Source organism: Mycolicibacterium peregrinum (genome assembly GCF_001665625.1).
GTDB lineage: Bacteria > Actinomycetota > Actinomycetes > Mycobacteriales > Mycobacteriaceae > Mycobacterium > Mycobacterium peregrinum_B.
Genome location: NZ_LZSY01000063.1, coordinates 49,013 through 55,654, shown reverse-complemented (window position 1 = coordinate 55,654; position 6,642 = coordinate 49,013). Strand labels below are relative to the sequence as shown.

Sequence of the window (6,642 nt, the reverse complement as noted above, 5' to 3'; positions counted from 1 at the left end):
AGCGGTCGACTATCGCCACCGGCGGAAGATCTTTGTCGGTGCGGATGTAGGTGATGTCGCCGTCGTGGTCCTCGATGCGATCCGCCGGTGGGGCATCTGGTGTTGCCACGGTCTCTCCTTGCTTGCCCAGTGTCATACGCGTCGGGTGTGATCTTTTCATCGAGCCAAACAGGACGGCATCGAATCCCGGTTTCCGCACCCTAACGAGGTGAACGGCGCCGCGTCAGGTGAGGAATGCGCGCACGGTGTCGATCGTGTCGGCTTCGCCCGGGGTTTTGTCGTCTCGATAGCGCAGGACCCTGGCGAACCGCAGCGCGACACCGCCCGGGTAACGGCTCGAGCGCTGGACGCCGTCGAAGGCGATCTCGACGACCTGCTCGGGCCGGACGGTGACTACCCAGCCGTCGTCGTCGACCTGCAGTTCCCGGAAGCGCTCGGTCTGCCATGCCAGCACCGCGTCGGTCATGCCCTTGAAAGTCTTGCCCAGCATCACGAATCCACCGGTGTCCGGATCACGTGCGCCCAGATGGATGTTGGAGAGCTTGCCGGTGCGTCGGCCCGACCCCCATTCCACTGCCAGCACCACCAGGTCCAGGGTGTGCACCGGTTTGACCTTGAGCCAGCCTGCGCCGCGACGGCCGGCTTCATACGGTGCCGTCGGCGACTTCGCCATCACGCCCTCATGGCCGGCGGCCAGGGTGCGGTCCAGGAAGTCCTGCGCGACCGCGCCGTCTGAGGTGACGACGCGGTCGACGCGCCGGTCCTGAGGTACCAGCGCATCGAGTGCGGTCAGCCGCTGCCCGGTGGGCAGGTCGAGCAGATCCTTGCCATCGATGTGCAACAGATCGAAGAAGAACACCGACAGCGGTTCGAGGTCAGTTGCGTTCTTGCGGCCGAACCGGGCGGCGGTGACCTGAAACGGCTGTGGGCGCCCGTCGGCCCGCAGCGCGATGGCCTCCGCGTCGGCGATCAGATCGGTGGCAGGCAGGGCCAGTGCCGCCGCGACCACCTCGGGCAGTCGGTGGGTGACGTCGTCCAGGCTGCGGGTATAGATCGAGACCTCCGAGCCGCTGCGGTGGATCTGTACGCGCGCGCCGTCCAGTTTGGCCTCCAGAACCGCTGTACCGCCGAGCCGTTCGAGCGCGTCGACGACGCCGGTGGCGGTCTGTGCGAGCATCGGCCCGACCGGGCGGCCGACCTGCAAACTGAACTCGGCCAGGGCGGCCCGGCCACCGGTGAGCGCCGCCGCGGCCACCGCTGGTAGGTCACCGGCCAGCATGGCCGCACGCCGGACCTCGACCGCCGAGATGCCGGATGCACGCGCCACCGCGTCCGCCATCACGCCTGCCAGGGCGCCCTGACGCAACTCGCCGCCAAGGAGCCTCCGGAGGAACGTCTGCTCTGTGTCGGTGGCCGCCGCGAAAAGGTCGCGCACCGAATCGGCGCGCAGCGACTGAGAGCCCTTGCCCGCGATTCCTTTGATGTCGGTGAATGCGGTGTCGACGCTGCTGATGGTCAACGTGGGGACCTCCGCCGGCGCCGGCAGTGAGCGCAGAGCGGCCCAGCCGACACCGATCTGGCGTTGGGGGAGTTCCCCGGACAACCAGGACACCGTGACCGCCACCGTGCGGGCGTGCCCCTGCGTGGCGGCCACCGACAGCAGTGCAGCGATACGTTCGATCTTGGCCAGTCGCGCCGAGGCGGCCGCGATGTCGGCGGATGCGGCGGCGACGTCAGCGAGCAACACGCCTTCAGCGTGCCACGGAGCTCAGACACCCTCCGGCGGTTGGCCGAGAACCTGGGCCAGGACAGCGGCCTGCGATTGCAGCTCCGACGCCCGTTCGTGATGCCCGTTCGCGATGTATCCGCTTGCCGCCGAAAGCCGTTCATCGATCTCGGCCCGGAGGAGGTCGCGCACCTCGTCGTCGCTGAGAACTCGGCGCGCCACCTCCGTGGAGCCGACGCCCGACACCGCGCCGGCGATCGCTCCGCCGATGCGGGTATCGGTCTGATCGGCCTGCGGTGTCTCGGCGTTGTCGATGGCGCTCAACGCCGACCGGATCGCGGCGGTGCGGTTGGTGTCGCGGGCCTTGCGTGCCGACAGCAGGGATTCGCGGAGACGGTCGCGCCAAAGCTCTGCCGGGGTCATGGCAGGCGAACCTATGCGGTCTCGGAGGCGGCGTCGAGGGATTTACGCACGGTCAACGACGGCGAACGTGCGGCGCGCGTCGACGAAATGCGGCGTGTCGGGGGACAAACCCGCACGCTCGCGGTGCAAAGGGTGGCCCAGGGGACCAGCACATCGAACCCGAAAGGCTTACGGGAAGGGTTGATGGGATAGGTTGCTTTACGATTTCGGTCATTTTTGGAAAGGAAGCTAGATGGAGATCGAAGGCAAGAAGGCTATCGTCGTCGGCGGCGCGTCGGGCTTCGGCCGCGCGACCGCTGAGGCACTGGCCAAGCGCGGCGCCAGCGTGGCTGTACTGGACCGGCCGCAGTCCAAGGGCCAGGAAGTGGCCGACGCGATCGGCGGTTCGTTCTTCGCGGTCGACGTCACCGACTTCGACGGCACCGAGAAGGTGCTGGAAGAGGCTGTCGCGGCACTGGGTGGTCTGCACATCATCGTGACCACCGCAGGTGGCGGCATCGGCGAGCGCACCATCAAGAAAGACGGACCGCACAGCCTGGACTCGTTCCGCTCCACCATCGACCTCAACCTGATCGGCACGTTCAACATCAGCCGGCTCGCGGCCTGGCACATGAGCAAGAACGAGCCGGTCGATGCGGAGGCCGAGGAGCGCGGCGTCATCATCAACACCGCCTCCATCGCGGCGTTCGAGGGCCAGATCGGCCAGGTCGCCTACACCGCGTCCAAGGCCGCCATCGCCGGGATGTGCCTGACCATGGCGCGCGACCTGGGCAGCCTGGGCATCCGCGTGCTGGCCATCGCGCCGAGCCTGTTCGCCACCGGCCTCACCGAGGGCATCCCCGACGAGTTCGCCGCGGTGCTCACCAAGGACGCCGCGTTCCCCAAGCGTCTGGGTAAGCCCGAGGAATACGCCAAGCTCGCTGTCGCGATCGCCGAGAACCCGATGCTCAACGGCCAGTGCCTGCGTTTGGACGCCGGCCAGCGCTTCGCCCCCAAGTAATGTGAATTCCGGCGTGATCGAGGGCGCGCCCGCGCCAGCGATCACGCCGGAACCGCATACCGGGAGGCAGCATGGCGACCATTGCAGACCAAGTCATCTCGGCACTGACGCTGAGCGGGGTCCGGCGGGTCTACGGCCTTCCCGGTGACAGTCTCAACGGATTCACCGACGCCATCCGGCGCAGCGGCGAGATCACCTGGCAGCACGTCCGCCACGAGGAGACCGCCGCGTTCGCGGCTGCTGCCGATGCCGCACTGACCGGCCAATTGGCGGTGTGCGCGGGCAGTTGCGGCCCGGGCAATCTGCACTTGATCAACGGGCTGTTCGACGCCCAGCGCAGCCGGGTCCCGGTGCTGGCCATCGCCGCCCACATCCCACGCACCGAGATCGGGTCGGAGTACTTCCAGGAAACCCACCCGCAGGACCTCTTCCGCGAGTGCAGCGTCTACTGCGAACTGGTCAGCACCCCCGAGATGGCGCCGCGCATCCTGGAGATGGCAATGCGAGCGGCCGTCGAGGAAAACGGGGTCGCCGTCGTCGTCATCCCCGGCGAGATCTTCCTGCAGCGCACGGGGGAGAGCGCCTGGGCGACCTGTCCGGTGCGGCCGACCCGATCGATCGTGCGTCCCGACGACGAAACGGTGCGTCGAGCCGCCGACATTCTCAACGCCGCAGAGCGCGTCACGATCCTGGGCGGCGCGGGCGTGGCCGGTTCGCATGATGCCCTGATCGAGCTGGCCGCCACGCTGCAGGCGCCGATCGTCCATGCGCTGCGCGGCAAGGAATTCATCGAGTACGACAACCCGTTCGACGTCGGCATGACCGGACTACTCGGTTTCGCCTCCGGGTACAAGGCCATCAAAGAAGCCGACACGCTGTTGATGCTGGGCACCGACTTTCCTTATCAGCAGTTCTATCCAGAAGGCGCCACCGTCATCCAGGTCGACATCCGCGGCCGTAATCTCGGCCGGCGCACCCCGATCGATCTCGGGCTGCGCGGCAGTGTCGCCGACACCCTGGCTGCACTGCAACCGCTGTTGCGACCCAAGACCACTCGCGAGCACCTCGACCGGTCGCTACGCCACTACCGCAAGACCCGCGCCACGCTCGACTCGTTGGCCGTCAACGATCGTGACAAGACCCCGATCCGCCCGGAATATGTTGCTGCACTGGCCAACCGGCTGGCCTCCGAGGATGCGGTGTTCACCTGTGATGTCGGGTCACCGGTGGTGTGGGCGGCCCGGTACGTGACCATGAACGGCCGGCGCAGGCTGATCGGTTCGTTCAACCACGGCACCATGGCCAACGCGCTGCCGCACGCCATCGGTGCGCAGACCGCGTTCCCCGACCGGCAGGTGGTGGCCTTGGCCGGAGACGGTGGACTGACCATGTTGTTCGGCGAGCTTGTCACGCTGAGCCAGAACAAGCTGCCGGTGAAGCTGATCGTGTTCAACAACTCGTCGCTGAACTTCGTCGAGCTGGAGATGAAGGCCGCGGGCATCGTCACGTTCGGCACCGACCTGGTCAACCCGGACTTCGCCGCGGTGGCCCAGGCCATGGGCATGTTCGGCCGCCGTGTCACCGAACCGGGTGAGTTGGAACGGGCCCTGACCGGCGCCTTCGCTCATGACGGCCCCGCGCTCGTCGACGTGCACACCGCACGTCAGGAGCTGTCGATACCGCCGGCGATCACCGTCGAACAGGCAAAGGGCTTCTCGCTCTATGCAATTCGCACCATTCTGGCTGGGCGCGCCGACGAACTCCTGGACCTGGTCACCACCAACGTCGCCCGTCGCATCCTGGACTGATGGCTCAGGCCGGCCGGGGGATCGCCGCGGCCGTGCTCTGGCCCAGCCATCTCGGGATGGCCCGGCGTACGTCGGCGGAACCCGACAACGCGACACTGCCGTCGAGTACCGCGCGGGCCCAGCCGACATCGCCGCGCCAGATCTCGACCAGCGTGCGCAGGTCGGTCTGCACGGTCCCGGCGACCTCGTAGCCGGGGTCGAAATCGCAGACGTCGGCCTGCCCGTCGTTCACCGTCAGCCACCACCTCGAGGCCTTGGGCGCCACGCCGTCGAGGACGAACGCGATCGTGGTGCGAGACCGCGGCCACTCTTCGATGGGAATGGTGCGGCGCATGTCCCACATCAGCAGGTGCGGGTCGAGATCCTGCTCGCCGAGTTCACCGATCCACCGCACGCCCCACGAGCCGAGCGCATCGACCACACCGGCGAGTTCCTGCCCGCACGGGGTCAGCGAATAGCTCGTCCGCCCATCTATCTCGGAACGCTCGATCACCCCGGCGCGGGTCAGCGACTTCAGCCGCTTGGACAACAGCGCAGGAGACATCTTCGGCACACCGCGACGCAGGTCGTTGAAGTGCGCGCTGCCTCGCAGCAGTTCCCGGACCACCAGCAAGGTCCAGCGTTCATCGAGCAACTCCATGGCCTTGGCCACGGGACAGAACTGGCCATACGTCGACATCGGCGGTCTTCCTCCCCGGACAGTACGCAGCTTTCTAAGTACACCGCTGTCGGAGCGTCGAAGCCAGTACAGATCCAGAACCCGGTCCGCTACAGATCTGGTACTGGAATGCCCCGGCCGTATGGGATGACGATGAAGCCACGCCGCGAGAGGAGCCCGCCATGAACATCACGACCACCGACAGGGAACTTGAGGCCAAACACCGGGCGCTGTGGGCGCTCGGTGACTACGCGGCGATCGCCGCGAACATCGTGCGTCCACTGGGGCCCGTCCTGGTCGACGCCAGTGGCATCGGGCCCGGTGACCGCGTACTCGACGTGGCCGCGGGGACCGGCAACGTCGCCATCCCCGCCGCCGCGACAGGCGCGCGGGTGACTGCCAGCGACCTTTGTCCGGAACTTGTCGAAGAGGGACGCCGGTTGACTGCGGAGGCCGGGTTGACCGTCGACTGGGCCGAAGGCAACGCCGAGGCATTGCCCTATGCCGACGATTCGTTCGACACGGTCCTTTCTTGTATCGGGGTGATGTTCGCCCCGCACCATCAGCAGGCTGCGGATGAACTGCTGCGCGTGACGCGCCCGGGTGGACGGATCGGCCTGATCTCCTGGACGCCAGAGGGATTCATCGGCCAGTTGTTCGCCACCATGAAGCCGTACGTGCCCGCGCCGCCTGCCGGTGTGTCCCCGCCGCCGCGGTGGGGCGACGAGCAGTACCTGCGCGCACTGCTGGGCGAACAGGTCGGCGAGTTGACCTGTGAAAGCCGGGAACTGGACGTCGTGTTGTTCCCAGACGGCGCCGCGTTCCGCGACCACTTCAAGGCCAACTACGGTCCGACGATTTCGGCCTACCGAGCCATCGCCGCCGACGCCGACCGGGTCGCGGCCTTGGACGCGGAGATCGCTGCGCTCGGGGACAGGTTCCTCACCGGTTCGGCGATGCCGTGGGAATACCTGCTGACGGTGGCGAATACGCATTGACCGGAGCGGGCAGCTGGCACCATGGCTGC

General features: G+C 67.4%; 6 protein-coding genes. 3 read left to right on the top strand and 3 right to left on the bottom strand.

The genetic code is table 11. The features are described from left to right. Window positions 1–223: 223 nt before the first annotated feature. Window positions 224–1,747, bottom strand: a complete 1,524-nt coding sequence (locus A5779_RS08490; RefSeq protein WP_064880812.1) for an ATP-dependent DNA ligase — start codon at window positions 1,745–1,747, stop codon at window positions 224–226. Window positions 1,748–1,768: 21 nt separating this feature from the next. Continuing rightward, window positions 1,769–2,149, bottom strand: coding sequence for a GatB/YqeY domain-containing protein (locus tag A5779_RS08485; protein WP_064880810.1), 381 nt, complete (start codon window positions 2,147–2,149; stop codon window positions 1,769–1,771). Between the two features lie 232 nt (window positions 2,150–2,381). Here A5779_RS08485 and A5779_RS08480 point away from each other — a divergent pair, with 232 nt between their 5' ends. Both A5779_RS08480 and poxB read left to right on the top strand, forming a co-directional pair. Beyond that, window positions 2,382–3,149 (top strand): SDR family NAD(P)-dependent oxidoreductase, encoded by a 768-nt coding sequence (locus tag A5779_RS08480; protein ID WP_064880808.1) that lies wholly within the window; start codon window positions 2,382–2,384, stop codon window positions 3,147–3,149. Window positions 3,150–3,220: 71 nt separating this feature from the next. Continuing rightward, complete coding sequence (gene poxB / locus A5779_RS08475; protein WP_064880806.1) at window positions 3,221–4,957, top strand: ubiquinone-dependent pyruvate dehydrogenase; 1,737 nt, start codon at window positions 3,221–3,223, stop codon at window positions 4,955–4,957. A gap of 4 nt (window positions 4,958–4,961) precedes the next feature. On the opposite strand, the gene A5779_RS08470 is transcribed toward poxB, so the two are convergent. After that, a complete protein-coding gene (locus A5779_RS08470; protein WP_064880805.1) occupies window positions 4,962–5,636 on the bottom strand; it encodes a winged helix-turn-helix transcriptional regulator in 675 nt (224 codons plus the stop codon). Between the two features lie 161 nt (window positions 5,637–5,797). Here A5779_RS08470 and A5779_RS08465 point away from each other — a divergent pair, with 161 nt between their 5' ends. Continuing rightward, window positions 5,798–6,613, top strand: coding sequence for a class I SAM-dependent methyltransferase (locus tag A5779_RS08465; protein ID WP_064880802.1), 816 nt, complete (start codon window positions 5,798–5,800; stop codon window positions 6,611–6,613). The last annotated feature ends 29 nt before the right edge of the window (window positions 6,614–6,642 follow it).